The sequence below is a fragment of the Pseudomonas sp. BB438 genome, assembly GCF_057180225.1.
The window spans coordinates 2,340,205-2,367,204 of the sequence record NZ_CM170001.1 but is presented as its reverse complement, the minus strand read 5'-3'; the positions used below and the strand labels follow the sequence as shown (position 1 = coordinate 2,367,204).

Below are 27,000 nucleotides of genomic sequence, written 5' to 3'. Positions count from 1 at the left end.
TACGACGCTATTCTCCTTCAGCCAGCCAGGATCGGATCCTACGCCTGATGCGTCGCTTGTCTCTCCTGCTCCTGGGACTCTTCCTGGGCGTCCCCGCCTCCGCCCAGATCACCGAGAGCCACGGTTACGCCCAGTTCGGCGACCTCAAGTATCCAGCCAGCTTCGACCACTTCGACTGGGTCAATCCCAAGGCGCCCAAGGGCGGCCTGTTGCGGCTGATGGGCCTGGGCACCTTTGACACCCTGAACCCTTACACCTTCAAGGGCAGCCCGCCGGTCAGCACGGCGGACTTCCTGCAGTACGGCGTCAGCGAGCTGAACGAGCCGCTGATGGTCGGCACCGGCCTGTACGACCCGTCCGGCGACGAGCCCGCCTCCAGCTACGGTCTGATCGCCCGTAGCGTCGAGTACGCCGAAGACCGTAGCTGGGTGGTATTCAACCTGCGCCCCGAAGCACGCTTCCACGACGGCAAGCCGATCACGGCCTACGATGTGGCCTTTTCCTATCGCACGCTGTTGCACCACGGCCACCCGATGTACCGCACCAACCTGCAGGAAGTGCAGCGGGTCGACATCCTCTCGCCACAGAGCATCCGCTTCATCTTCAAGCGCCACGACAACCCGCTGCTGATCCTGCGGCTGGGCGAAATGCCGGTGCTGCCGCAGCACTACTGGAAAGGCCGGGACTTCCAGGCCACCACCTTCGAGCCACCGCTGGGCAGCGGCCCCTACCGGATCACCGAGGTGGTGCCAGGCCGCCGCCTGGTGTTCGAGCGGGTGAAGGACTGGTGGGGCAAGGACCTGTCGGTGAACCGCGGCAAGTACAACTTCGACCGTGTCGAGGTGGACTTCTACCGTGACGCCGGTATCGCCTTCGAAGCCTTCAAGGCCGGCGAGTTCGACGTCTACAACGAGCACCAGGCGAAGAACTGGCGCAGCAACTACCGCTTCCCGGCCGTTCGCCGAGGCGACGTGCTGAAGGTGGAAATCCCCCACCAGATTCCGACGCAGACCCAGGCCCTGTTCCTCAACACCCGCCGCGCGACCTTCGCCGATCGCCGCCTGCGCGAGGCGCTGGGGATGATGTTCGACTTCGAGTGGACCAACCGCGCGCTGTTCAACGACGCCTACGTGCGCGCCAGCAGCTACTACCCCAACAGCACCTTTGCCGCCACCGGCATCCCCCAAGGGAAGGAGTGGCTGCTCCTCTCCCCGTATCGCCAGCAACTGCCCGAAGCGCTCTTCAAGCGCCCCTTCACCGTGCCGGTGACCAAGGGCGCCGGCATCCCACGGGAAACCCTGCGCCACGCCTTGGGTCTATTGGGCGACGCCGGCTGGAAGCTCTCCGGCGACCGCCTGCTGGACGCCAACGGCAAGCAACTGCGCTTCGAGATCCTGCTGGTGAACCCCAGCCTGGAGCGTATTCTCCAGCCGTATCGAGAGAACCTTGCCAGCATCGGCATCGATGCGAGCTTGCGTACCGTGGACCGGGCCCAGTACAAACAGCGTCTGGACCAGTTCGACTACGACATGATTCTGATGACCCTGCCCCAGACACTGAGCCCCGGTCTCGAACAATGGCAGTACTTCCATTCCAGCCAGGTGGCGGTCAAGGGCAGCAAGAACTATGCAGGCATCGCCAACCCCGTGGTGGACGCGATGCTCGAGAAGCTCCTCGGCGCGACTGATCGCGACCAGCAGGAAGCCGCGGCACGCGCCCTGGACCGGGTGCTGCTGTGGCAGCACTACAGCATCCCCAACTGGTACCTGAACAAGCACCGACTGGCGTACCGCAACCGCTTCGCCTTCGTCACCACGCCGCCCTATACGCTGGGCCTGCGAGCCTGGTGGCAAAAAGACCAGGAGAACACCCTATGAAAAGCCCCCGCCGTGCCGCGCTCTACGCCGGCCTGTTGCTGGGACTGCTGGGCAGCGCGCAGGCCGCGCCGCAGCATGCCATCACCCTGTATGACGAGGCGCCAAAGTATCCGGCGAACTTCAAGCATTTCGACTTCGTCAATCCGGATGCGCCCAAGGGCGGCACGCTGCGCCTCTCCGACTTCGGCGGCTTCGACAGCCTCAACCCCTTCATCGCCAAGGGCAACTCCGCCCCGCAGATCAACCTGATCTACGACACCCTCACCTTCCACTCCCTCGATGAGCCCTTCACCGAATACGGCCTGCTCGCCGAAAAGATCGAGAAGGACCCGGAGCACCGCTTCGTCCGCTACTACCTGCGCCCCGAGGCGCGCTTCCAGGACGGCACGCCGGTCACCGCCGAAGACGTGGTGTTCACCTTCGAGACGCTGATGAAGGACGGCGACCCGATGTACCGCAACTACTACGCGGACGTCGACAAGGTGGTGGCCGAGGACAAGCTGCGCGTGCGCTTCGATTTCAAGCACGGCGACAACCGCGAGCTACCGCTGATCCTCGGCCAGCTGTCGATCCTGCCCAAGCACTGGTGGGCCAATCGCGACTTCAACAAGACCAACATGGAGCCGCCCCTGGGCAGCGGTCCGTACCGCATCGCCAAAGTCGAGGCCGGCCGCTCGATCCGCTATGAGAAGGTCAAGGACTGGTGGGGCGACAAGCTGCCGGTCAACCGCGGCTTCAACAACTTCGATGCCGTGGTGGTGGAGTCCTACCGCGACCTCACCGTCGCCCTGGAAGCCTTCAAGGCCGGCCAGTTCGACTTCAACGACGAGCGCATCGCCAAGAACTGGGCGACCGCCTACGACTCGCCTGCCGTACGCGATGGCAGGATCGTCCGCGAAGAGCCGGTGAACGGCAATCCGTGGGGCATGCAGGCCTACGCCTTCAACATCCGCCGTCCGGTGTTCCAGGATCCCCGCGTGCGCGAGGCGATCACCAACCTGTTCGACTTCGAGTGGACCAACAAGCAGCTGTTCTTCGGCTCCTACCTGCGCGATGGCAGCTTCTTCGAGAACTCCGAGATGGCGGCCAAGGAGTTGCCTGACGCGGAGGAGCTGAAGATCCTCGAGCCGCTACGCGACAAGCTGCCGCCAGAGGTCTTCACAAAGGTCTACGTGCCGCCCACCAGCGACGGCAGCGGGATCATCCGCGACCAGAAGCGCAAGGCCTACCAGTTGCTCCTGGAGGCCGGCTACAAGATCGAGAACGACAAGATGGTCGGCCCCGACGGCAAGCAACTGAGCTTCGAGTTCATGCTCGCCCAGGCCGACTTCGAGCGCGTGCTGCTGCCCTTCAAGCGCAATCTTGCCGAGCTGGGCATCGACATGCAGCTGCGCCGCGTCGACGTCTCGCAATACATCAACCGCCTGCGCTCGCGGGACTACGACATGATCGTCAGCAGCTGGCCGCAATCCAGCTCGCCGGGTAACGAGCAGCGCGAGTTCTGGCACTCCAGCAGCGCCGACAAGCCCGGTAGCCGCAACTTCATCGGTCTGCGCGACCCGGGCATCGACGCCCTGGTGGAAGCGCTGATCAACGCCGACTCCCGCGAGAGCCTGGTGCGCCACGCCCGCGCACTCGACCGCGCGCTGCTCTGGGGCCACTACGTGGTGCCCAACTGGTACCTGGGCAACTGGCGCCTGGCCTACTGGAACCGTATCGCCCACCCGGAAAAACTGCCGCCTTACAGCTACGCACTGCAGACCTGGTGGCAAGCCCGCGAGAAGGCCATACCGACCAAGACCGACGCCAACGCCACAGCCGAAACGCCGGCTGACGGCGCCGTCGCCCAAGGGGCCAACTGATGCTGGCCTACATCCTGCGGCGCCTGCTGCTGATCATCCCCACGCTGTTTGGCATTCTGCTGATCAACTTCATCATCATCCAGGCCGCCCCTGGCGGCCCGGTGGAGCAGATGATCGCCAAGCTGGAAGGCTTCGACGCCGCCAGCGGCGGTGCGACGGGACGCATCTCCGGCGGCGGCGGTGAAGTCGCTGCCGCCGGCACGCACTACCGCGGCGCCCAGGGCCTGGACCCGGAGCTGGTGAAGGAAATCGAGCGCATGTACGGTTTCGACAAGCCGGCGCCCGAGCGCTTCTGGATCATGCTGAAGAACTACGTGCACCTGGACTTCGGCCAGAGCTTCTTCCGCGACGCCAAGGTCACCGACCTGATCGTCGAGAAGTTGCCCGTCTCCATCTCTCTCGGGCTGTGGAGCACGCTGATCATGTACCTGGTGTCGATCCCGCTGGGCATCGCCAAGGCGGTGCGCCACGGCAGCCACTTCGACGTCTGGACCAGCTCGGCGATCATCGTCGGTTACGCCATCCCCGCGTTCCTCTTCGCCATCCTGCTGGTGGTGCTCTTCGCCGGCGGCAGCTACTGGGACTGGTTCCCCTTGCGCGGGCTGACCTCCAACAACTTCGACGAGCTGACCTGGGGCGGCAAGGTCCGCGACTACTTCTGGCACCTGGCGCTGCCGATCACCGCACTGGTGATCGGCAACTTCGCCACCATCACCCTGCTGACCAAGAACAGCTTCCTCGACGAGATCGGCAAGCAGTACGTGGTGACCGCCCGCGCCAAGGGCCTGACCGAACGCCGCGTGCTCTACGGCCACGTGTTCCGCAACGCCATGCTGCTGATCATCGCCGGCCTCCCTTCGGCCCTGCTGGGCATCTTCTTCACCGGTTCGCTGCTGATCGAGGTGATCTTCTCCCTCGACGGCCTGGGCCTGCTCAGCTTCGAAGCGGCGCTGAACCGCGACTACCCGGTGGTATTCGGCACGCTGTTCATCTTCACCCTGTTCGGCCTGATCATGAAGCTGGTCAGCGACGTCCTCTACACGCTGGTCGATCCGCGCATCGACTTCGAGAACCGGGAGTAATCCGATGCGCCTGTCTCCCATCAATCAGCGCCGCTGGGCGCGCTTCAAGGCCAACAAGCGCGGCTGGTGGTCGCTCTGGCTGTTCCTCACGCTGTTCGTCCTGAGCCTGGGCGCCGAGCTGATCGCCAACGACAAGCCGCTGGCGATCCGCTACGACGGCGAGTGGTACTTCCCGGTGGTCAAGCGCTACCCGGAAACCGCCTTCGGCGGCGAGTTCCCCATGGAGGCGAATTACAAGAGCCCCTACATGCGCGAGCAGATCGCGCAGAAGAACGGCTGGGTCCTCTGGCCGCCAATCGCCTACAGCTACGACACCATCAACTACGACCTGCGCGTGCCAGCACCGTCCGCGCCCACTGCGGAGAACTGGCTGGGCACCGACGACCAGGCACGCGACGTGATGGCGCGGGTGATCTACGGCTTCCGCGTATCCGTGCTGTTCGCCCTGATCCTCACCGTACTGAGCTCCATCGTCGGCGTCGCCGTGGGCGCGCTGCAGGGCTTCTATGGCGGCTGGATCGACCTGCTCGGCCAGCGCTTCCTGGAAATCTGGTCCGGCCTGCCGGTGCTCTACCTGCTGATCATCCTCGCCAGCTTCGTGCAACCAAGCTTCTGGTGGCTGCTGGGGATCATGCTGCTGTTCTCCTGGATGAGCCTGGTGGACGTGGTGCGCGCCGAGTTCCTCCGCGGCCGCAATCTGGAGTACGTGCGCGCCGCGCGCGCGCTGGGCATGCGCAACGGGGCGATCATGTTCCGCCACATCCTGCCCAATGCGATGATCTCCACCCTGACCTTCATGCCCTTCATCCTCACCGGCGCGATCGGCACCCTGACCTCCCTGGATTTCCTCGGCTTCGGCCTGCCCGCCGGCGCGCCGTCGCTGGGAGAGCTGGTTGCCCAGGGCAAGTCCAACCTGCAGGCACCCTGGCTGGGCATCACCGCGTTCGTGGTACTCGCCGTGATGCTGAGCCTGCTGGTGTTCATCGGCGAAGCCGCCCGCGATGCCTTCGACCCGAGGAAGTGACATGAGCCAGAACGAAAACCTCATCGAAGTCCGCGACCTGTCCGTCGATTTCCTCTGCGGCGACGAACAGGTGCGCGCGGTGGAACACATCAGCTTCGACATCCGCAAGGGCGAAACCCTGGCGTTGGTGGGCGAAAGCGGCTCGGGCAAGTCGGTCACCGCGCATTCCATCCTGCGCCTGCTGCCCTATCCCACCGCCAGCCATCCCTCCGGCAGCATCCAGTATGCCGGCAAGGACCTGCTCAAGCTGCCCGAACGCAAGCTGCGTGGCATCCGCGGCAATCGCATCGCCATGGTGTTCCAGGAGCCCATGACCTCGCTGAACCCGCTGCACACTATCGAGAAGCAGATCGGCGAAGTACTTGCCCTGCACAAGGGCATGAACACCGCCCAGGCCCGTGCGCGCACGCTGGAGCTGCTGGAGCTGGTCGGCATTCCCAATCCCGCCAGCCGCCTCAAGGCCTACCCGCACGAGTTGTCCGGTGGGCAGCGGCAGCGGGTGATGATCGCCATGGCGCTGGCCTGCGAGCCGGAGCTGCTGATCGCCGACGAACCGACCACGGCGCTCGACGTCACCGTGCAGTTGAAGATCCTCGACCTGCTGCGTGACCTGCAGCAGCGCCTGGGCATGGCGATGCTGTTGATCACCCACGACCTCAACCTCGTCCGGCGCATCGCCCATCGCGTTTGCGTGATGAAACGCGGGTGCATCGTCGAGCAGGCCGATTGCGATACCCTCTTCGCGGCCCCACAGCACCCCTACACGCGCGAATTGCTCGGTGCCGAGCCCAGTGGCACCCCCGCGCAGAACGAGCCTGGAGCGCCGCTGCTGGAGGTCGACGACCTGCGCGTGTGGTTTCCGATCAAGAAAGGCGTGTTCCGCAAGACCGTCGATCACGTCAAGGCCGTCGACGGTATCGACTTCAGCCTGCCACGAGGCCAGACGCTGGGCATCGTCGGCGAGAGCGGCTCGGGCAAGTCGACCCTGGGCCTGGCGATCCTGCGCCTGATCAACAGCCAGGGCGGCATCCGCTTCGAGGGGCAGGCCATCGAAGGCATGAACCAGGCGGAAGTCCGGCCTCTGCGGCGCGAGATGCAGGTAGTCTTCCAGGACCCGTTCGGCAGCCTGAGCCCGCGCATGTCGGTGGGGCAGATCGTCGGCGAAGGCCTGGAGATCCATGGCATGGGCACGCCCGAGGAACGCGAGCAGGCGATCATCGACGCGCTCAAGGAAGTCGGGCTCGACCCCGACACCCGGCACCGCTACCCCCACGAATTCTCCGGCGGCCAGCGGCAGCGCATCGCCATCGCCCGCGCGCTGGTGCTCAAGCCGGCGCTGATCCTGCTGGACGAGCCGACCTCTGCCCTGGACCGCACCGTGCAGCGCCAGGTCGTCGAATTACTGCGTGGACTGCAGGCGAAGTACAACCTGACCTACTTGTTCATCAGTCACGATCTGGCCGTGGTGAAAGCCCTGAGCCACCAACTGATGGTGATCCGCCACGGCAAGGTCGTCGAACAGGGAATGGCCGAGGACGTCTTCGCCGCGCCGCAGCATGCGTACACACAGCAACTGCTGGAAGCCGCCTTCATGGTGCCCACTCAGGACTGAGCCAGCAGCAGAAGCAGAAAAGGAAGCAATGACCATGGGATTTCTCGCCGGTAAACGCATACTGATCGTCGGCGTCGCCAGCAAACTCTCCATCGCCTCCGGTATCGCCGCGGCGATGCATCGGGAAGGCGCCGAGCTCGCCTTCACCTACCAGAACGACAAGCTCAAGGGCCGCGTCGAGGAGTTCGCCGCCGGCTGGGGTTCCAGCGCGGAGCTGTGCTTCCCCTGCGACGTGGCGAACGACGCGGACATCGAGGCGGTGTTCGTCGCACTGGCGAAGCAATGGGAAGGCCTGGACTGCATCGTCCACTCGGTCGGCTTCGCGCCGGGTGATCAGCTCGACGGCGACTTCACCGATGTCACCACCCGCGACGGCTTCCGCATCGCCCACGACATCAGCGCCTACAGCTTCGTCGCCCTGGCCAAGGCCGGCCGCGACCTGATGAAAGGCCGCCGGGGCAGCCTGCTGACGCTTTCCTACCTGGGCGCCGAACGCACGATGCCCAACTACAACGTCATGGGCATGGCCAAGGCCAGCCTGGAGGCTGGCGTGCGCTACCTCGCCGGCAGCCTCGGCCCTGAAGGCACCCGCGTCAACGCCATCTCCGCCGGCCCGATCCGCACCCTGGCCGCCTCGGGCATCAAGAGCTTCCGCAAGATGCTCGCTGCCAACGAGCGCCAGACGCCACTGCGCCGCAACGTGACCATCGAGGAAGTCGGCAACGCCGGCGCCTTCCTCTGCTCGGACCTGGCCAGCGGCATCAGCGGCGAGATCCTCTATGTCGATGGCGGCTTCAACACCACCGCCATGGGCCCGCTGGGCGACGACTGAACCTGTCTACCGGACAGCAAAAAGGCCGCTGAAGCGGCCTTTTCTTTTGCCTGAAAGAGCAAGGGCCGCTTGCGCGGCCCCTGTCGGTTATTTCTTGGCGTCGTCGAATTTCTCGATCTTCGCCTGATCCTGCAGGTAGCGACGGAAGGCTGCGAAGTCATCCGCACCGCTACGCGAGGCCAGGAAACGCTGATACATCGCTTTCTCCTGCTCGGTCGGCTTGCCCTCCGGCTCGCTCACACCGCTGAGCTTGACCAACACGAAATCGCCATTCTGCAGTGCAACACCACCCAGGCTGGGCTTGTCGGCACCTTCCGGGCGCGCCATGCGGAACACGCTCTGCAGCACGACCGGATCGACACCTTCCTGACCACGGGCAGCCGCTTCCACAACCTTCCACTGCTGGCCTTCCTGGGCCTGGGTCAGCGAGATCTTGCCGTCGCGCAGGCCAGCCAGCAGGGCTTCGCCGCGGGACTTGGCATCGACAGCAGCGTGCTCGATCTGCAGACGCTTGAGGATATCGGCACGGACCTGCTCCAGGGTTTCCTGTTCAGGCTTGTGGTGCTCCTTCACGCGCAGCACGACCACGGTGTCCGGATCCAGCTCGATGGCGCCGCTGTTGGCGCCCTCTTCCAGCACTTCGGGGCTGAAAGCGGACTGGATGACCTGACGGTTGGCGGTCACGCCTTCGCCACCTTCCTTGCCGAACGGCTTGCTGGTCTGCACCTTCAGGCCCATGTCCTGAGCCGGCTGGCCCAGATCCGAAGCCTCGTAGGCGGAGCTTTCCAGTTGCTTGGTGGCATCGACGAAGCGCTGCTCGACCAGTTGGGTCTTGGCTTCGTGCTCCAGCTTGGCCTTCAGGCTGTCGAAAGTCGGAACCTCCGGCGCTTCCACGCCCAGCAGCTTGATCAGGTGCCAACCGTAGGACGTCTTCACCGGAGCGGAAACTTCGCCCTTCTTCAGCGCGTACAGCGACTCTTCGAAGGCGGGGTCGTAAACACCACGACCGGCGAAGCCCAGGTCACCGCCGTTAGCGGCGGAGCCAGTATCGTTGGACAGTTCCTTGGCCAGCTTGGCGAAATCTTCGCCCTTGTCCAGGCGTGCCTTGATCCCGTCGATCTTGGCCTTGGCCTGCTGGTCGTTCTGCTTGTCGTTCACCTCGATCAGGATGTGCGCGGCATCGCGCTGCTCGGCCAGACCGGCGATTTCCTTCTGATAAAGGGCCTCGAGGTCTTCCTTTTTCACCTCGACCTGATCGAAGAAGCTGGACTTCTTCAGCTCGACGAAGTCGATGGTGACCTGTTCGGGCGTCATGAACTCGGTGCTGTGAGCGTCGTAGTACGCCTTGATCTCGCTGTCCTCGACCTTGCTCTTGGCCGGGTCGGCCTTGAGGGTCAAGGTGGCGAAGTCACGGGTTTGCTTCTCCAGGCGAGCGAAGGCGTTCAGCTCGTCGTCGGTGACGAAGCCAGTACCGGCGATGCCGGCACGCAGCTGACCGATGAGCATTTCCTCGCCGAACATACGGCGGAACTGCATGCGGTCATAGCCCATCTGGCGGATGACCTGGTCGAAGCGGTCAGCGCTGAACTTGCCGTCAACCTGGAATTCAGGCGTCGACAGGATCAGTTGATCCAGCGCCTGCTGGGAGAAGGCGAACTTGTCGTTCTGGGCAGCCTGCAGGACCAGCTTGCGCTCGATGAGCGATTTCAGCGCGGAGTCCTTGAGCAGCTTGTCGTCGAGCATGGAGGCATCGAAGTCCTTGCCCAGGCGCTGCATCAGCTGGCGACGCTGCATGTCCGCAGCCTGCTGCAGTTCTGGCAGACCGATGTCTTCACCGTTGACCTGAGCAGCGACGTTCTCGTGGTGGGTTGCGCGAATGATCTGATCGAACCCGGTCAAAGCCATGAGGACAACGATCACGCCCAGGATGGTCTTGGTGATCCAGCCTTGGGAATTGTCCCTGATGTTTTGCAGCATGCGGCCCCCGACGCGGCCACGGCTCACCGTCAATGGCGGCGCGGCGTGGAAAAAAAGGCGGATATAAGAAAGGCGCATCCGAGGATGCGCCTTCTCGTAACTGGTGGAGCTTGCGGGCATTGAGCCCGTGACCCCTGATGATTCCAACCGACCTACGCCAGCCGGGTCATCGCTCCGTGACTGGCTCAACCGAGGTTGAGCCGGTCCAGGTCAAGTCCAAAAAGACGCTTAGTTGACAGCGTCCTTAAGGGCTTTACCGGCCTTGAAGCCCGGGATCTTAGCAGCAGCGATCTTGATCGGCTTGCCGGTTTGCGGGTTGCGACCGGTGCGAGCAGCGCGCTCTTTGACAGCGAAGGTGCCGAAGCCGACCAGTACGACGGAGTCACCAGCCTTCAGGGCGCCAGTTACGGACTCGATCACCGCGTCCAGAGCGCGACCGGCAACAGCTTTCGGGATATCAGCAGATGCGGCGATAGCATCGATCAGTTCCGACTTGTTCACTCTAAGTCCCCTTATTTCTGTTGAGTATGTTTCTATGTGTTAGGTGTAAGCAAAAGCAGGTGCTGGTTTGCCAACTGACAAAGCAAGTGCCGCTTTATAACAAGGGCTCAAAAACAGTGTCAAGAAAGCCCCCCAACTAATGCGTGCTGATTCGCTCCTTGGAATCAGACTCGCGCTTCTCATCCTTTGCAACCATCTCGGGAGCCGCATCGGGCAAGGGCTCCGGGGCGTATTGCAGCGCAATTTGCAGGACCTCGTCAATCCATTTAACCGGTTTAATAACGAGATCGGCCTTAATATTATCCGGAATTTCCCTGAGGTCTCGCACGTTTTCCTCGGGAATGATCACAGTCTTGATTCCGCCCCGGTGCGCAGCCAGAAGTTTTTCCTTCAGGCCACCAATGGCCAGCACCTGACCCCGCAGAGTGATTTCACCGGTCATGGCAACGTCCGCACGAACCGGTATCTGGGTGATCGCCGAAACCAGGGCGGTGCACATGCCGATGCCCGCGCTAGGGCCGTCCTTGGGCGTCGCGCCCTCTGGCACGTGGATGTGGATATCGTGCTTCTCATGGAAATCCGGAGCGATGCCCAGGCTCTTCGAGCGACTACGAACCACGGTCAGCGCAGCGGTGATGGACTCTGCCATGACATCGCCCAGCGAACCGGTCTTGGTCAGCGCGCCCTTGCCGGGAACCATGGCCGATTCGATGGTCAGCAATTCGCCGCCCACCTGGGTCCAGGCAAGGCCGGTAACCTGGCCGATCTGGTCCTGCTGCTCGGCCAAGCCGTAGCGGAACTTGCGCACGCCCAGATAGTTTTCCAGCGATTCCGGAGTTACCACAGCTTCGATGCGCCTGGCCTTGCCACCGTCCTTGACCGCTTTGCGGCAGACCTTGGCGATCTGGCGCTCAAGGCTACGTACCCCGGCCTCACGGGTGTAATAGCGAATGATGTCGCGGGTAGCCGCTTCCTCGAAGACCACCTCACCCTTCTTGAGACCATTGGCCGCAGTCTGTTTCGGTACAAGATATTTCGAGGCGATGTTGATCTTCTCATCCTCGGTGTAGCCCGGCAGGCGGATGACTTCCATGCGGTCCAGCAACGCGGCCGGAATATTCATGGAGTTCGCCGTGCACAGGAACATCACGTCGGAGAGGTCGTAGTCGACTTCGAGGTAGTGGTCGTTGAAGTTATGGTTCTGCTCCGGATCGAGCACTTCCAACAGCGCCGACGCGGGATCGCCGCGCATGTCGCTGCCCATCTTGTCGATCTCGTCAAGCAGGAACAGGGGGTTGCGCACGCCAACCTTGGTCATCTTCTGAATCAGACGACCGGGCATGGAGCCAATGTAGGTACGACGGTGACCACGAATCTCGGCCTCGTCACGCACGCCGCCCAGGGCCATGCGCACGAACTTGCGGTTGGTCGCGCGAGCGATGGACTCGGCCAGCGAGGTCTTGCCGACGCCGGGCGGGCCAACCAAGCAGAGCACCGGGCCCTTGAGCTTCTTCACGCGCTTCTGCACGGCAAGGTACTCAAGGATGCGCTCCTTGACCTCCTCCAGGCCGTAATGGTCCGCGTCCAGGATGTCCTCAGCCTTGTCCAAGTCGTGGCGCACCTTGCTCTCGGCCTTCCACGGCACATTCACCAGCCAGTCGATGTAGGAGCGCACCACGGTCGCCTCGGCGGACATCGGCGACATCTGTTTGAGCTTGTTCAGCTCGGCAGTGGCCTTGGCCAGCGCCTCCTTGGTCAGGCCGGCGGCGTCGATGCGCTTCTTCAGCTCTTCGACTTCGTTGTGGCCTTCGTCAATGTCACCCAGCTCTTTCTGGATGGCCTTCATCTGTTCGTTGAGGTAGTACTCGCGCTGACTACGCTCCATCTGCTTCTTCACGCGGCCGCGGATACGCTTCTCGACCTGCAGCAGGTCAATCTCCGCATCCAGCATGGCCAGCACGTGCTCGACGCGGGCGGACAGTTCGGTGATCTCGAGGATCTCCTGTTTCTGCTCGATCTTCAGCGCCATATGGGCAGCCATGGTGTCCACCAGGCGGCCAGGCTCGTCGATGCTGTTGAGCGACGACAGGACTTCGGCAGGGACTTTCTTGCCCAGCTGCACGTACTGCTCGAACTGGCTGAGCAGGCTGCGGGTGAAGACTTCGGACTCGCGCTCGCCGACAGACGCCTCGTCGATGATCGACACTTCGGCGCGGCAGTAGGCTTCCTCGTCGATGAAACGCTCTACCTGGCCACGCTGCTCACCTTCGACCAGCACCTTGACGGTGCCATCGGGCAGCTTCAATAGCTGCAGGACAGTAGCCACGGTACCCATGCGGTACAGGCCGTCCGCGCCCGGATCGTCGTCGGCTGGATTCTTCTGCGCCAGCAACAGGATCTGCTTGTCACTGGTCATGGCGGCCTCGAGGGCCTCGATGGATTTCTCACGCCCCACGAAAAGCGGGATGACCATGTGCGGATACACCACTACGTCACGCAGGGGGAGCAGGGGCAACTCGACGAGTGTTTTCATGATATTCGGCTCTACAGCGGCACTTGGCCAAAACGATGGGATTGGACCCTTCGGGCTAAGATGGGGTTAGGACTGGGAAAAAACAAGCGCGGTAGATGGGAAGAAAAAAGGGGCCCTAGGGCCCCTTCTGGTTTCAGGCGTCAGGTGCAGCCTTGGCCGGCTGCTCGCTGTTCTCGTAGATCAGCAGCGGCTGGGAGGAGCCCTCGATCACGCTTTCGTCGATCACCACCTTGCTGACATCGTTCTGCGAGGGGATCTCGTACATGGTATCGAGCAGGATGCCTTCGAGGATCGAACGCAGGCCACGAGCACCGGTCTTGCGCTCCAGCGCACGACGAGCGACGGCCTTCAGCGCGTCCGGGCGGAACTCGAGGTCCACACCTTCCATCTCGAACAGCTTGGCGTACTGCTTGGTCAGCGCGTTCTTCGGCTCGGTCAGAATCTGCATCAGCGCAGGCTCGTCCAGTTCGTCGAGGGTCGCGATGATCGGCAGGCGACCGACGAACTCGGGGATAAGACCGAATTTCACCAGATCTTCCGGCTCGACCTCACGCAGCGCTTCGCCGACCTTCTTGCCCGCTTCCTGACTGCGAACCTCGGCATTGAAGCCGATGCCGCCCTTGGTGGAGCGGTTCTGGATGACCTTTTCCAGGCCAGCGAACGCGCCACCGCAGATGAACAGGATGTTACGGGTGTCGACCTGCAGGAATTCCTGCTGCGGGTGCTTGCGGCCGCCCTGAGGCGGTACGGAAGCCACGGTGCCTTCGATCAGCTTCAGCAGGGCCTGCTGAACGCCTTCGCCGGACACGTCGCGGGTGATCGACGGGTTGTCGGATTTGCGCGAGATCTTGTCAATTTCGTCGATATAGACGATGCCCATCTGGGCCTTCTCGACGTCGTAGTCGCACTTCTGCAGCAGCTTCTGGATGATGTTCTCGACGTCCTCACCCACGTAGCCAGCCTCGGTGAGGGTGGTGGCGTCGGCGATGGTGAACGGAACATTGAGCAGACGCGCCAGGGTCTCGGCGAGCAGGGTCTTGCCCGAGCCGGTCGGCCCGATCAGCAGGATGTTGCTCTTGCCCAGTTCGACGTCGTCCTTGCGCTCGCGCTGGTTCAGGCGCTTGTAGTGGTTGTACACCGCTACTGCCAGGGTTTTCTTGGCACGTTCCTGGCCGATCACGTACTGATCGAGGATGGTGCGGATCTCTTTCGGCGCCGGAAGCTTGTGCGCACTGCTCTCAGCCTGTGCTTCCTGCACCTCCTCACGGATGATGTCATTGCACAGGTCGACGCACTCGTCGCAGATAAAGACCGAGGGGCCGGCAATCAACTTGCGCACTTCGTGCTGGCTCTTGCCGCAGAAGGAGCAATACAGCAGCTTGCCGTTGTCCTCGCCGTTGCGGGTGTCAGTCATTCGATCGTTCCAATCGGGGATATACGTGAAGGACAAGATGAAGGCATTCGCAGGCATTTTCAAGCCCGCGAGCGGCCGGATTACCGGCCGCGGTACTGCGGAGAGACTCAGCTAGCGGAAGGACGCTGAGTGAAGACCTGATCGATCAGACCGTATTTGACGGCCTCGTCGCCGCTCATGAAGCGGTCACGGTCGGTATCGCGGGCGATGACGTCCAGCGGCTGGCCGGTGTGGTGCGCCAGCACCTGGTTCAGGCGCTCCTTGATGAAGAGAATTTCCTTGGCATGGATCTCGATGTCCGAGGCCTGGCCCTGGAAGCCGCCCAGCGGCTGATGGATCATCATGCGCGAATGCGGCAGGCAGTAGCGCTTGCCAGCGGCACCGCCAGCCAGCAGCAGGGCGCCCATGCTGCACGCCTGGCCCACACAGATGGTGGACACGTCGGGCTTGATGAACTGCATGGTGTCGTAGATCGACATGCCAGCGGTCACCGAACCACCCGGGGAGTTGATATAGAGGTGGATGTCCTTGTCCGGGTTCTCGGCCTCGAGGAACAGCAACTGGGCCACCACGAGGTTGGCCATGTAGTCCTCGACCTGGCCGACCAGGAAGATGATCCGCTCCTTCAGGAGGCGCGAATAGATGTCGTAGGAACGCTCACCGCGGGCGGACTGCTCCACCACCATCGGCACCAGACCACCAGCAGCCTGAATGTTCGGAACTTGCGGCATATAAGGATTATGCATGTCCGACGATCACTCCCTAATAAAAAGTCATGTCTCTATAGACGCACAAGCCAGCCCGAAGGCTGGCTTGTGACAATCGAACGAAGCGCTGGATCAGGCCGCTTGCGGAGCTTCTGCAGGCTTGACCGCGTCTTCGTAGGATACCTGCTTGTCGGTCACATTGGCCTTCTGCAGGACAGTATCTACAACTTGTTCTTCCAGTACAACCGAACGAACTTCGTTCAGTTGCTGGTCGTTCTTGTAGTACCAGGCAACAACTTGTTCCGGCTCCTGATAAGCGGAAGCCATCTCTTCGATCATTTCGCGAACGCGGGCTTCATCAGCCTTCAACTCATGCTGCTTGACCAGCTCGGCAACGATCAGACCCAGCACGACGCGGCGTTTGGCCTGTTCTTCGAACAGCTCGGCCGGCAGTTGGTCAGGCTTGATGTTGCCGCCGAACTGCTGGACAGCCTGGACGCGCAGACGATTGACTTCGTTGCTGATCAGGGCTTTCGGTACTTCGATCGGATTGGTTTCGACCAGACCTTCCATCACCTGGTTCTTCACCTTGGACTTGATGGCCTGACGCAACTCACGCTCCATGTTCTTGCGAACTTCGGTGCGGAAACCTTCCAGGGTGCTTTCCTTGACCCCGAACAGAGCGAAGAACTCTTCGTTCAGCTCCGGCAGCTTCGGCTCGGCAACGCTGTTGACGGTAGCGGTGAACTCGGCGGCTTTGCCGGCCAGGTCCAGGTTCTGGTAGTCCTCAGGGAAGGTCACGTTCAGAACACGCTCTTCACCAGCCTTGGCGCCCACCAGGCCTTCTTCGAAGCCCGGGATCATGCGACCGGAGCCCAGCACCAGCAGGGTGCCCTTGGCGGAACCGCCTGCGAAGGCTTCGCCGTCGATCTTGCCGACAAAGTCGATGTTCACCTGGTCATCATTCTGAGCGGCGCGATCAACGACTTCGAAACGGGTGTTCTGCTTGCGCAGGATGTCCAGCATGTTGTCGAGGTCGGCGTCAGCCACATCGGCCTGCAGGCGCTCGACCTTGATGCCGTCGAAACCGGCAACCTGGAATTCGGGGAAGACCTCGAAGGTAGCGATGTACTCGAGGCCCTTCTCCTTCTCGAACACTTTCGGCTCGACGGAAGGAGCACCGGCCGGGTTCAGCTTCTGCTCGACCACGGCTTCGTAGAAGGTTTCCTGGATCAGGTCACCGAGGGCTTCCTGACGAGCGGCGGCTTCGTAGCGCTGACGGATCACGCTCATCGGCACCTTGCCGGGACGGAAGCCAGGAACCTTGGCGCGACGAGCGGTCTGCTGCAGACGCTTGTTGACTTCGGTCTCGATACGCTCGGCCGGCACGCCAACGGTCATGCGGCGCTCAAGAGCGGAGGTGCTTTCAACGGAAACTTGCATGGATATTCCTCGTGGCACAGACGTAAGCCGGTCCTTCCGGCTCCCAGAATCAAGGGCAAGCATTCTAGTAGCTAGAAATGCAGAAGTCACCCTGACTGGAAGCTGCGGGAATTCACGGATGCGAGAGCTTATGGAAAGAAGATGGTGCGGACGGAGAGACTCGAACTCTCACAGCTTGCGCCACTGGAGTAGGATCACAGGCCATGCCATACCTTCACAGGCTGTAGGCGACAGCAAGTTTCCTCCGAACCGTACGTGCGACTTTCACCGCATACGGCTCTCCGGTCGTACTCCTCGGAGAAGTAGTTCGAGGCTGACAAACTGGTGCGGAAGGTGGGACTCGAACCCACACACCTTTCGGCACTGGTACCTAAAACCAGCGTGTCTGCCATTTCACCACTTCCGCCTAATACGTGCGGCATGAACCGCCCATTTAGAACGGGCATCATACCACCACCGGATTGAAGTGCAAGTCTTTCAAAGACTTACCGTCGTATTTTCCGGCGTGAATTAGGACGTGGCACTCATGGCACACCGGAATTTGCTTCCGGTTGATTTGCGCCATGATGTGGTTGAACCCCTTTACCGCTACCTTCCCCCCTTTCCGCAGGTGCCGCACGTGGTGCATCTGGATGCCGTCGTCGGCACCGCAAACGCAGCATCGCAGGAGCAGTTTCGACTTCACCCTGCGGGTGAAGCGAACGTAAAGGGACTGCGGGTCGCGGGGAGCGGCATGAAAGGCCCAAAGATCGCGAGCGTAGGAACACTCCCAATACTGGGTAATTTTCGCCTTCCCGTTGACATCCCGCATCACCCGCAAGCTCCTACCTCGCTTCCTGAATTGTTGCTTCATGGAGGTTCGGTATTTGTGCGCCAGCGTTTTCGCCAGCGAGAGCCGCATTAGGTGGTCGATGTATCCGAGGAACCGGATGTTCATCGCGGGTCGATAGTAGTTCCACCACCCTCTCTTGACCGCGTTGTACCGCGACACGATCTCGTCAGGATCGAGGTGGACATAGCTGCGCTTGGATATCGCAAAGGGCTTGTCAATTTTCGATTTAATGAAGCGCTCGCTTCTCAGCGATCCCATCACTTCGTCTTGATCGATCCATAGCCGGATGTTGGCGCCGCCCGCACGTCTCTGGAACGTGTGGCTTACACCTTCAGCCTTGAGCTTCCGCCTGAGAGCCTGTCGGTATACGGGAGCCCCGATCAGGAACCCCAAGAACCGCGCTCTATCGGAGCAGTGCGTGATCTTGGTTTTCTCTAGGCTCAGCTCGAGCTTGAGATTCTGGAGAAGGTAATCCTTCGCCCTGTCCCTCACCTCGCTGGCCAACCCTTTGCTGCCAGTGATGCCGATGAGCCAGTCATCTGCATATCGCACGTACCTAACTCGGACGAAGTCCGGGTCGTATTGGTCGTTTGCTGGCAAAGTCATTAGCTCCGCGTCGAGCGTTCTGAGCCTTTCTAGGTCAGCCCCCTCGGGCCTCCCCGCGCACTTCTTGAGTAGGTAGCTCTTCTTCCTCACTACGCTCCGGTATTCAGGATTCGGCCTCCGCTTCTCACCTCTGGTGAGGGATGCGCAGAGTTCTTCGGCCCAAACGTCGAATTCGTGGAGGTAGATGTTGGCGAGCATAGGGCTAATGATGCCCCCTTGCGGGGTGCCCTTTCTGGTCGCTTTGAGCTGTCCGTCTTCGCGATACCCCGCCTTTAGGAATTTTCGGATGAGGTTGATGAACCTGTCATCGTCAATGCGCTTGCGCAGCAGCTGGATTAGGATTTCGTGGTCGATTTCGTCGAAGAAGCTTTTGATGTCCCCTTCGATGAACCATTTAGTCCCGCTCCAGTGCTTACAGACACCTTCCAAGGCAGAGTGCGTGCTGCGACCCTCCCTGAACCCATGGCTGCTCCCGCAGAAAACTGGGCTTTCGGGGGCGTCGTAGATGCACTCAAGGATTAGCCTGACACTTTCCTGGACGACCTTATCCTTAACAGAGGGAATTCCGAGCGGGCGTTTCTTCCCATCCTTCTTGGGGATATAGACCCGAAGCGCGGGCTGAGGCTGGTAGCTCTCTTCCCGCAGTTCGTCGACGAGCCCTGAGATGATTTTCAGGGAAAAGCCATCGATGGTCTGCCCGTCCACCCCCTTGGTCATGTTGCCAGGGGCTGACTTGATTTTCTCGTAAGCGAGAATGTGGAGTTCGGGCCTGAACAGCAAGCGATATAGGTCTTTGTTGACCCAGCCGCCACGCGCGTTCAGCTTCCGAAGATTGTCGAGTCTGTCATAAGCTGTTGAAGCCATCCGGCTCACCCATTCCGTTCATTCGACAGGTACAACCTGCCTCCCTTCCCCGACGAGCAGGTACTACGAAGGCTCCGTGACCATATCGGTTTCCCGACGTAGGTCATCCCGAAGTTACAGAATGAGACGGTGCGGCAGAGGACGGTACTCTGTTCGTTCCTTGACTCCCCTCATTGGGGCTGCGCGTCAGAAGGGAAGAATTTCGAGACTTAGGTTCTATCTCAAAATCTCTGACGAATGGGTCACAGGCTTGTTTCCCATTGGGGGCAGAAACCCCCGCTCAGAACTGGAGTTCAGGCAGTATAGCTTTTACCGTTTCTGCGTTAGCTCGCTGTGACTTCTCGGGGCCAAGCCTCCCCTCACCACAGCTTTCACGACATGCTATTGTCCCCATCGGCCTTTCGGCTCTGGGTAAGTCGCTGCTTTAAGCCCTTTCTTCCAGGGCTAGGCAATCCTTGCCTTACGTCTCAGACGCCACATCGGCGCACACCTAAATCCAGCGTGTCTACCAATTTCACCACGTCCGCAGGGTACCGCAGAAACGAAAACGCCAGGCTCTGGGCCTGGCGCTTCGGAATATGGGGTGGACGATGGGAATCGAACCCACGACACCAGGAGCCACAATCCTGTGCTCTACCAACTGAGCTACGCCCACCATATTACATTTGCTTGTACCGAACGCCACATGGCGCACCCGGCAGGACTCGAACCTGCGACCATCCGCTTAGAAGGCGGATGCTCTATCCAGCTGAGCTACGGGCGCTTTATGTGGCTGCAACCCTTGCTAAGCAGACCCAGTGAAACCACTGAATCGGTTGGCACCGCCTCTTTCGTGTTTCAGGCTGTGCTCGGCAAGCGGGGCGCATGTTATCGATGAGGCCATACCCCGTCAACAACTTTTTTAAAAAAAATTCAAAGAGATAAAGGAGTTACGCCAAATCAGGGGCTCCCGCCTTTGCCTTATGGAGGCAGCATGCGAAAATGCGCGCCTTCTTTTCACCCGCCTTAATGGTTATCCCCCCGACATGACTGCAAAACTGATCGACGGCAAAGCGATCGCCGCCAGCCTCCGCCAGCAGATTGGCCAACGCGTCAATGAACGCCGCCAGCAAGGACTGCGCATCCCCGGCCTGGCTGTGATCCTGGTCGGCAGCGACCCCGCCTCTCAGGTCTATGTCGCGCACAAGCGCAAGGACTGTGAAGAGGTCGGCTTCCTCTCCCAGGCGTACGACCTACCCGCCAGCACCACTCAGGAAGACCTGCTGGCGCTGATTGACCGCCTGAACGCCGACCCGGCCATTGACGGCATCCTCGTCCAGCTCCCCCTCCCCGCCCATCTCGATGCCTCCCAGTTGCTGGAGCGCATCAGCCCGGACAAGGACGTGGACGGCTTCCACCCCTTCAACATCGGCCGCCTGGCCCAGCGCATCCCGCTGCTGCGTCCTTGCACCCCGAAAGGCATCATGACCCTGCTGCAAAGCACCGGCGTCGACCTGTACGGCATGGACGCAGTGGTCGTCGGCGCATCGAACATCGTCGGCCGCCCCATGGCGCTAGAGCTGCTGCTGGGCGGCTGCACCGTCACCGTGACCCACCGCTTCACCCGCGACCTGGCCGAGCATGTACGCCGCGCCGACCTCGTGGTCGTGGCCGCCGGCAAGCCGGGCCTGGTCAAGGGCGAGTGGATCAAGGAAGGCGCCATCGTCATCGACGTAGGGATCAACCGCCAGGCCGACGGCAAGCTGGTAGGCGACGTGGAGTACGACATAGCCGCCGAGCGCGCCAGCTGGATCACCCCGGTGCCGGGCGGCGTCGGCCCGATGACCCGCGCCTGCCTGCTGGAAAACACCCTGTACGCCGCCGAACACCTGCACACCTGACAGGTATTCGACGAGCAAGAAAAAGGCCGCTGATCAGCGGCCTTTTCATTTTCAGAGGGCTGTTACTCGGCGAGACGCCAGGTAGTACCGCCCTTGCCGTCTTCCAGCACCACACCCAGAGCGGTCAGCTCGTCGCGGATGCGATCGGATTCGCCCCAGTTCTTCGCCGCACGGGCATCCAGGCGAGCCTGGATCAGTGCCTCGACCTGCGCCGCGTCGACCTTGCCGGTAGCGCCGGCCTGGAGGAACTCGTCGGCGTCCAGCTGCAGAACTCCCAGCAGCGCACCCAGCTCACGCACACGCGCCGCAAGTGCAGCAGCCGCTGCAGGCTCGCTTTCGCGCAGGCGATTGACCTCGCGGACCATCTCGAACAGCACCGCCACCGCTTCCGGTGTACCGAAATCGTCATCCATCGCCGCGCCGAAGCGCTCGACGAACGCCTCACCGCCCGCGGCAGCCGCCTGCGGCAGACCACGCAGCGCGGTGTAGAAACGCTCCAGTGCGCCCTTGGCTTCCTTCAGGTTGTCCTCGGAATAGTTGATCGGGCTACGGTAGTGACTGGACACCAGCAGGAAGCGCACGACTTCAGGGTGGTATTTCTCCAGCACTTCGCGAATGGTGAAGAAGTTGCCCAGGGACTTGGACATCTTCTCGCCATCCACGCGCACCGCACCGGCGTGCATCCAGCTGGCCGCGTAGAGTTTGCCGGTGGCCGCCTCGCTCTGGGCGATCTCGTTCTCGTGGTGCGGGAACACCAGGTCCGGGCCGCCGCCGTGGATGTCGAAAGTCTCGCCCAGGCAGCAGGTGGACATCACCGAGCACTCGATGTGCCAACCCGGACGGCCGGCACCCCACGGCGACTCCCAGCTCGGCTCGCCTGGCTTGGCGCCCTTCCAGAGCACGAAGTCCAGCGGGTCTTCCTTGGATTCGTCGACCTCGATGCGAGCGCCGATGCGCAGGTCCTCGATCTTCTTGCGCGACAGCTTGCCGTAGCCGGCGAATTTGCCGACCCGGTAGTAGACGTCGCCGTTGCCCGGGGCGTAGGCGTAGCCCTTGTCGATCAGGGTCTGGATCATCTCGTGCATACCGGCGATGTGGCCGGTGGCACGCGGCTCGATGTCCGGACGCAGGACCGACAGGCGCGCCTCGTCCTCGTGCATCGCGGCGATCATGCGGGCGGTCAGGTCTTCGAACGATTCGCCGTTCTCCTGGGCGCGACGGATGATCTTGTCGTCGATGTCGGTGATGTTGCGCACGTAGGTCAGGTCATAGCCGCGATGGCGCAGCCAGCGGGCGATGACGTCGAACGCCACCATCACGCGGGCGTGGCCGATGTGGCAGAAGTCGTATACGGTCATGCCGCACACGTACATGCGCACCTGGTTGCCCACCAGCGGTTTGAAGGCGTCCTTGGTCTTGGACAGCGTGCTATAGATCTGCAAGTCAGCCATCCCTTACTGCCCCCAGGAGTCGCGCAGGGTCACGGTGCGGTTGAAGACCAGAGCATCAGCCCTGGAGTCCTTGGCATCGGCGCAGAAGTAGCCCTCGCGCTCGAACTGGAAGCGATCCTCGGCAGTGGCGCTGGCCAGCGACGGCTCGGCGCGGCAGCCCTTGAGCACTACCAGGGACTCCGGGTTGATGTTGTCGAGGAAGCTGCCGCCCTCTTCCGATTTCTCCGGGTTGGGGGAGCGGAACAAACGGTCGTACAGGCGCACTTCGCACTCGACGCTCTCGGCGGCCGGCACCCAATGGATCACGCCCTTGACCTTGCGGCCCTCGGGGTTCTTGCCCAGGGTGTTCTCGTCGTAGCTGCAACGCAGTTCGACGATATTGCCGGCAGCATCCTTGATCGCTTCGTCGGCGCGGATCACGTAGCTGCCGCGCAGGCGCACTTCGCCGCCCGGAACCAGGCGCTTGTAACCGGCCGGCGGGACTTCCTCGAAGTCACTGGCGTCGATGTAGATCTCGCGGCTGAACGGCAGCACGCGCACGCCCATGTCCTGCTTCGGATGTCGCGGCAGCTCCAGGCTCTCGACCTGGCCTTCCGGATAGTTGGTGATGACCACCTTCAGCGGCTTGAGTACGCACATGGCACGGCCGGCATTGGCATCCAGATCGTCACGGATGGCGAATTCCAGCATGCCGATGTCCACCACGCCGCCCGCGCGGTTCACACCGATCATGTCGCAGAAGGCGCGGATCGACGCTGGGGTGTAGCCGCGGCGGCGGTAGCCGGAGAGGGTCGACATGCGCGGGTCGTCCCAGCCATTCACGTGGTTTTCATCGACCAGTTGCTTGAGCTTGCGCTTGCTGGTGATGGTGTAGTTCAGGTTCAGACGCGCGAATTCGTACTGGCGCGGCTGGGCCGGGACCGGCAGGTTGGCCAGGAACCACTCGTACAGCGGGCGGTGATCCTCGAACTCCAGGGTGCAGATGGAGTGGGTGATGCCCTCAATGGCGTCCGACTGACCATGGGTGAAGTCGTAGCTGGGGTAGATGCACCACTTGTCGCCGGTCTGGTGGTGATGCGCATGGCGGATACGATAGAGGATCGGGTCGCGCAAATTGATGTTCGGCGAAGCCATGTCGATCTTCGCGCGCAGCGAACGGGCGCCGTCCGGGAACTCGCCGGCTTTCATGCGGGCGAACAGGTCCAGGTTCTCATCCACCGAACGCTCACGGAACGGGCTATTCTTGCCCGGCTCGGTGAGCGAGCCACGGTAGGCGCGCATTTCCTCGGCGTTCAGGTCGCAGACGAACGCCTTGCCGGCCTTGATCAGGTCCACCGCCCAGTCATGCAACTGGTCGAAGTAGTTGGATGCATAGCGCACCTGACCAGCCCACTCGAAGCCCAGCCATTTCACATCGGCCTCGATGGCGTCGATGTATTCCTGGTCTTCCTTCGCCGGATTGGTGTCGTCGAAGCGCAGGTGGCAGTCACCGCCGAACTCCTTGGCCAGGCCGAAGTTCAGACAGATGGACTTGGCGTGGCCGATGTGCAGGTACCCGTTGGGCTCCGGCGGGAAGCGGGTGACGATCTTCTGGTGCTTGCCACTTTCCAGGTCGGCCGCAACGATCGGGCGCAGGAAGTTGGCGGCAACAGTGGCTTCTTTCGTATCGGCGGTAGGCTTGCTCATGGTGTCCTTGATCATGCTGGTGTTCGGCCAGGGTAGGCCAGCCAAACCAAAGCGCTTATCATAGCCGAAGCTGTCAACCCCCTGACAGGCCTTCGATTTTTCCAAAGAGCGGAATTCCCTGATGACTACCACCGTCAAACTGCAGACCAACTTCGGCGATATCACCCTTGAACTGTTCGATGACAAGGCGCCCGAAACCGTCGCCAACTTCAAGGAATACGTGAAGGCCGGCCATTACGACAACACCGTGTTCCACCGTGTGATCAACAATTTCATGATCCAGGGCGGCGGTTTCGAGCCGGGCATGAAGCAGAAGTCCACCCGCAAATCGATCAAGAACGAAGCCAACAACGGCGTCGGCAACAAGATCGGTACCGTCGCCATGGCCCGCACCATGGAGCCGCATTCGGCCAGCGCGCAGTTCTTCATCAACGTCGCCGACAACGATTTCCTCAACCACAGCGCGCCGACCGTGCAGGGCTGGGGCTACTGCGTGTTTGGTGAAGTGAAGGACGGCATGGACGTGGTCAACAAGATCAAGACCGTCGCCACCACCATGCGCTCCGGCCACCAGGACGTACCGGCCGACGACGTGATCATCGAGAAAGCAGAAGTCATCGGCGAGTGAGTCGATGAGCGTCCTGTTCATCTCGGACCTGCATCTTGAAGCTGAACGCCCGGACATCACCCGGGCGTTCTTGCATTTCCTGTCCACCCGCGCCCGCACGGCCGAGGCGCTATACATCCTCGGCGACTTCTTCGAAGCCTGGATCGGCGACGACGGCATGGACGAGTTCCAGCACGCCATCGCCCGCGCCCTGCGCGAGCTGTCCGACAGCGGCACGCGCATTTACCTGATGCACGGCAACCGCGACTTCCTCATCGGCCAGGCCTTCTGCCGCGAAGCGGGCTGCACCCTGCTGCGCGACCCGAGCCTGATCGACCTCGGCGGCGAGAAGATCCTGCTGATGCACGGCGACAGCCTGTGCACCCTCGACGTGGCCTACATGAAGCTGCGTCGCTGGCTGCGCAACCCGCTGAGCCTGTTCATCCTGCGCCATCTGCCACTGGCCACCCGCTACAATCTGGCGCGCAAGCTGCGCAAGGAAAGCCGCGCGCAGACCCGCATGAAGGCCAGCGAGATCGTCGACGTCACACCGTCGGAAGTGGAGAAGATCATGCGCGACAAGGGCGTACGCATCCTGATCCACGGGCACACCCACCGCCCGGCCGTTCACGAACTGGAAATCGACGGCCGCCCCGCGCGGCGCATCGTCCTCGGTGACTGGGACAGCCAGGGCTGGGCTCTCGAGGCCGACAGCGAGGGTCTGCAACAGGCGCCTTTCCCGCTCTGATGCACACGGCCACCGCAAGGGTGGCCCTTTGGCGTTAACCCGCCCGCACTGTCCGATATTTTTCCTTGACCGCTACCTGTCGCCTTTAGGAGGATTTGCAGTTTGCTCAATCAAGGAAGAAACATGTTCAGCAAGGGAAACCTCATCAAGTTCGGTGCTCTGCCCCTGGCGCTGGTCGGCGCCGCCTTCATCCTGTTCAACGGCATCTTCTTCTATAACGAAGCCGGCTACATGACCCACGTACGGACCATCTTTGGCGACGAGAAGATCGTCGACGACGTCGGCTACGCCACCAAATGGTTCGGCCGCGCCACCACCTGGAAGAAAGCCATCAGCGTGCAGTCCGTGCTGGTGATGGACGAGAACGACAACAACCCGGACAACGACGCCCTGGGCGCCACCATCGAAGCCTTCCCCATCGTCTTCCTCGGCAACGTCGACGCCAAGGTCGAGTCCTCGGCACGCTTCCGCCTGCCCGGCGGCGACCAGTTCCTGAAGATGGCCCAGGAATACCGCAACCCGGACAACTTCATTCGCACGGCGCTGGTCCCGGCGATCAAGGAAACCCTGCAGGCCACCGCCTCGCTGATGACCGCCGACGACTACTACGCCGGCGCCCGCAGCGAATTCGCCGCAGAGTTCGAGAACCAGCTCAACGACGGCCTGTACCTGATCAAGCGCAAGGAAGTCCGCGGCCCGCGTGGCGCAGTGCCGCACCAGACCGCGATCCTCCAGGCCGGCACCGAACAGGGCAGCTTCGGCGACAACAACGCCAGCCAGTTCGTCACCGAGAAGGTCACCGACTCCAAAGGCATCCCGGTGCGCAAGCAGCAGCAATTCCGCAAGTTCGGCGTGGAAGTGGTGGAAGCGCGCATCACCAACGTCGACCCGAACCCGCAGTACAAGCAGCGCATGGTCAAGGTGCAGCAGGCGCTGGCAGAGCTGGCTGTTGCCCGCCAGAACCGCCTGAAGGAAGAGGAAGAGAAGCTGCTGGTCACGGCCCGCGGCGAGAAGGAAGTGGAAGCCAAGCGCCAGGAAACCCTGCGCGACCAGATCGAACGCACCACCCAGGCGGAAACCGACAAGCAACTGGCGGTAATCAATGCCGAGCGCGAAAAGCAGCGCGCCGAGATCGAGAAGCAGACCGCCGAACTGCTGCGCGACAAGGCTACCGTCACCGCGCAGGCCACCAAGATCACCGCCGACGCCGAGGCCTATGCCCGTGAAGCGGTCATCAAGGCGGACGGCGCACTGCAGCCCAAGCTGGACGCGCTGATCGCCATCAACAAGGTCTGGGCCGAAGCCGCTGCTCAGGCACCAGTGCCGAGCGTGATGATGGCCGGCGGGCAGAACAGCGCCAGCAGCCGCCAGGACGAGATCGGCCAACTGATGGGTGTGCTGGCCACCAAGGCCGCGCGTGACCTGGCCCTGGACCTGAAGGTGAAGGACTGAGTCTTCTCGA

The 27,000-nt window shown here is 62.0% G+C and carries 19 protein-coding genes and 3 tRNA genes; 10 read left to right on the top strand and 12 right to left on the bottom strand.

What is annotated here, in order from left to right:
* The first annotated feature begins 47 nt into the window (after nucleotides 1–47).
* Genes AC1ZV1_RS11115 through fabI form a run of 6 tightly spaced genes read left to right on the top strand, consistent with a single transcriptional unit; the run spans nucleotide 48 to nucleotide 8,289 of the window.
* Nucleotides 48–1,877 carry an extracellular solute-binding protein gene (locus AC1ZV1_RS11115; RefSeq protein ID WP_484296752.1) on the top strand — a complete coding sequence of 610 codons (1,830 nt, stop codon included), beginning with the start codon at nucleotides 48–50 and terminating at the stop codon, nucleotides 1,875–1,877.
* On the top strand, nucleotides 1,874–3,739 hold the full coding sequence (locus AC1ZV1_RS11110) for an extracellular solute-binding protein (protein ID WP_484296751.1): 1,866 nt from the start codon (nucleotides 1,874–1,876) through the stop codon (nucleotides 3,737–3,739). Before AC1ZV1_RS11115 ends, AC1ZV1_RS11110 begins: the two co-directional genes overlap by 4 nt.
* Nucleotides 3,739–4,821: a microcin C ABC transporter permease YejB gene (locus AC1ZV1_RS11105; protein ID WP_259754203.1), complete on the top strand. Its 1,083-nt coding sequence runs from the start codon at nucleotides 3,739–3,741 to the stop codon at nucleotides 4,819–4,821. The genes AC1ZV1_RS11110 and AC1ZV1_RS11105 overlap by 1 nt, the downstream gene beginning before the upstream one ends.
* Nucleotides 4,822–4,825: 4 nt before the next feature.
* Nucleotides 4,826–5,845, top strand: a complete 1,020-nt coding sequence (locus AC1ZV1_RS11100; RefSeq protein WP_484296750.1) for an ABC transporter permease — start codon at nucleotides 4,826–4,828, stop codon at nucleotides 5,843–5,845.
* Nucleotide 5,846: 1 nt separating this feature from the next.
* Complete coding sequence (locus AC1ZV1_RS11095) at nucleotides 5,847–7,457, top strand: ABC transporter ATP-binding protein (protein WP_484296749.1); 1,611 nt, start codon at nucleotides 5,847–5,849, stop codon at nucleotides 7,455–7,457.
* Between the two features lie 34 nt (nucleotides 7,458–7,491).
* The gene (gene fabI, locus AC1ZV1_RS11090) at nucleotides 7,492–8,289 is read left to right on the top strand and encodes an enoyl-ACP reductase FabI (protein ID WP_484296748.1); all 798 of its coding nucleotides are present in this window, start codon (nucleotides 7,492–7,494) and stop codon (nucleotides 8,287–8,289) included.
* Between the two features lie 87 nt (nucleotides 8,290–8,376).
* Here the strand turns inward: fabI and AC1ZV1_RS11085 are convergent, their stop codons facing one another.
* The 10 genes from AC1ZV1_RS11085 to AC1ZV1_RS11040 all read right to left on the bottom strand — a co-directional run bounded on the left by AC1ZV1_RS11085 (nucleotide 8,377) and on the right by AC1ZV1_RS11040 (nucleotide 19,929).
* Entirely contained in the window at nucleotides 8,377–10,266 is a 1,890-nt protein-coding gene (locus tag AC1ZV1_RS11085) for a SurA N-terminal domain-containing protein (RefSeq protein WP_484296747.1), read from the bottom strand.
* 228 nt (nucleotides 10,267–10,494) lie between these two features.
* The gene (gene hupB / locus AC1ZV1_RS11080) at nucleotides 10,495–10,767 is read right to left on the bottom strand and encodes a nucleoid-associated protein HU-beta (RefSeq protein WP_003087931.1); all 273 of its coding nucleotides are present in this window, start codon (nucleotides 10,765–10,767) and stop codon (nucleotides 10,495–10,497) included.
* Between the two features lie 136 nt (nucleotides 10,768–10,903).
* Nucleotides 10,904–13,300, bottom strand: coding sequence for an endopeptidase La (gene lon, locus AC1ZV1_RS11075; protein ID WP_484296746.1), 2,397 nt, complete (start codon nucleotides 13,298–13,300; stop codon nucleotides 10,904–10,906).
* Between the two features lie 133 nt (nucleotides 13,301–13,433).
* Entirely contained in the window at nucleotides 13,434–14,714 is a 1,281-nt protein-coding gene (clpX, locus tag AC1ZV1_RS11070; protein WP_017519553.1) for an ATP-dependent Clp protease ATP-binding subunit ClpX, read from the bottom strand.
* Nucleotides 14,715–14,821: 107 nt separating this feature from the next.
* Nucleotides 14,822–15,460 (bottom strand): ATP-dependent Clp endopeptidase proteolytic subunit ClpP, encoded by a 639-nt coding sequence (clpP, locus tag AC1ZV1_RS11065; RefSeq protein ID WP_081516473.1) that lies wholly within the window; start codon nucleotides 15,458–15,460, stop codon nucleotides 14,822–14,824.
* Between the two features lie 93 nt (nucleotides 15,461–15,553).
* On the bottom strand, nucleotides 15,554–16,864 hold the full coding sequence (gene tig / locus AC1ZV1_RS11060) for a trigger factor (protein WP_484296745.1): 1,311 nt from the start codon (nucleotides 16,862–16,864) through the stop codon (nucleotides 15,554–15,556).
* 322 nt (nucleotides 16,865–17,186) lie between these two features.
* Nucleotides 17,187–17,270 (bottom strand) — tRNA-Leu (locus AC1ZV1_RS11055).
* A 39-nt stretch (nucleotides 17,271–17,309) separates the two neighbouring features.
* Nucleotides 17,310–19,166 (bottom strand): reverse transcriptase domain-containing protein, encoded by a 1,857-nt coding sequence (locus AC1ZV1_RS11050; protein ID WP_484296744.1) that lies wholly within the window; start codon nucleotides 19,164–19,166, stop codon nucleotides 17,310–17,312.
* Between the two features lie 579 nt (nucleotides 19,167–19,745).
* Nucleotides 19,746–19,821 (bottom strand) — tRNA-His (locus tag AC1ZV1_RS11045).
* Nucleotides 19,822–19,852: 31 nt separating this feature from the next.
* Nucleotides 19,853–19,929: transfer RNA gene (locus tag AC1ZV1_RS11040), tRNA-Arg, on the bottom strand.
* Nucleotides 19,930–20,191: 262 nt separating this feature from the next.
* Between AC1ZV1_RS11040 and folD the strand changes: the two genes are divergently transcribed.
* Complete coding sequence (gene folD / locus AC1ZV1_RS11035) at nucleotides 20,192–21,046, top strand: bifunctional methylenetetrahydrofolate dehydrogenase/methenyltetrahydrofolate cyclohydrolase FolD (RefSeq protein ID WP_484296743.1); 855 nt, start codon at nucleotides 20,192–20,194, stop codon at nucleotides 21,044–21,046.
* A 62-nt stretch (nucleotides 21,047–21,108) separates the two neighbouring features.
* On the opposite strand, the gene cysS is transcribed toward folD, so the two are convergent.
* Together cysS and AC1ZV1_RS11025 are read right to left on the bottom strand one after the other, a co-directional pair.
* On the bottom strand, nucleotides 21,109–22,497 hold the full coding sequence (gene cysS / locus AC1ZV1_RS11030; RefSeq protein ID WP_484296742.1) for a cysteine--tRNA ligase: 1,389 nt from the start codon (nucleotides 22,495–22,497) through the stop codon (nucleotides 21,109–21,111).
* Nucleotides 22,498–22,500: 3 nt separating this feature from the next.
* Nucleotides 22,501–24,183, bottom strand: a complete 1,683-nt coding sequence (locus tag AC1ZV1_RS11025) for a glutamine--tRNA ligase/YqeY domain fusion protein (protein WP_484297542.1) — start codon at nucleotides 24,181–24,183, stop codon at nucleotides 22,501–22,503.
* A 121-nt stretch (nucleotides 24,184–24,304) separates the two neighbouring features.
* On the opposite strand from AC1ZV1_RS11025, the gene AC1ZV1_RS11020 reads away from it, so the two are divergent.
* The 3 genes from AC1ZV1_RS11020 to AC1ZV1_RS11010 all read left to right on the top strand — a co-directional run bounded on the left by AC1ZV1_RS11020 (nucleotide 24,305) and on the right by AC1ZV1_RS11010 (nucleotide 26,990).
* Complete coding sequence (locus tag AC1ZV1_RS11020; RefSeq protein WP_081516469.1) at nucleotides 24,305–24,811, top strand: peptidylprolyl isomerase; 507 nt, start codon at nucleotides 24,305–24,307, stop codon at nucleotides 24,809–24,811.
* A gap of 4 nt (nucleotides 24,812–24,815) precedes the next feature.
* A complete protein-coding gene (lpxH, locus tag AC1ZV1_RS11015; protein ID WP_484296741.1) occupies nucleotides 24,816–25,538 on the top strand; it encodes a UDP-2,3-diacylglucosamine diphosphatase in 723 nt (240 codons plus the stop codon).
* A 123-nt stretch (nucleotides 25,539–25,661) separates the two neighbouring features.
* The gene (locus AC1ZV1_RS11010) at nucleotides 25,662–26,990 is read left to right on the top strand and encodes an SPFH domain-containing protein (protein WP_484296740.1); all 1,329 of its coding nucleotides are present in this window, start codon (nucleotides 25,662–25,664) and stop codon (nucleotides 26,988–26,990) included.
* Nucleotides 26,991–27,000: the final 10 nt, after the last annotated feature.